The sequence below is a fragment of the Treponema endosymbiont of Eucomonympha sp. genome (assembly GCF_001028545.1).
The window spans coordinates 1-485 of record NZ_BBPW01000548.1 but is presented as its reverse complement, the minus strand read 5'-3'; the positions used below and the strand labels follow the sequence as shown (position 1 = coordinate 485).

The window sequence follows — 485 nt, the reverse complement described above, 5'->3', positions numbered from 1 at the left end:
CGGTACTGTCGCGGACTGCAGCCAAGCGCCTCTCCTTATGGAGGATTTGGAGGCGGAAGCGTTCCTTGCGGACAAAGCGTATGACACGAACGAACTGCTCGATATGCTTAAGGAAGCGGATATAGCAGCAGTCATCCCTCCGGTTAAAAGCCGGAAAGAGCAGAGAGCGTACAGCCATGAACTGTATCGGGTACGGCACGTCATTGAAAACGTCTTCCGCGCCCTCAAGCGCTGGCGGGGAATTGCCACACGCTACGCAAAGCTCACCGCTTCCTTCATCGCCGCCATTCATGTCAGGTGTTTATTCCTCTACCTTCCAGTCCACACTGCCTAGGGCAGTATCGGTCTCTCGTCCGCCCTAGGTAGTGTGGACTGGATAAAGGGAAAGAGGTAAAATGGGAAGCATGAAAAGAAAAGAAGGCATTCACCGGCATGATATAAGCGCCGAGGCGTGGGAACGGATAAAAGAACTGCTGCCCGGGCAG

Annotated in this window: 1 protein-coding gene; it reads left to right on the top strand. The window is 54.2% G+C overall.

Going from position 1 to position 485, the window contains the following annotated elements:
- Window positions 1–334, top strand: a 334-nt coding sequence (locus AWU74_RS07990) for a transposase (protein ID WP_162505080.1), incomplete at its 5' end; no start/stop codon positions are given.
- Between the last annotated feature and the right edge of the window lie 151 nt (window positions 335–485).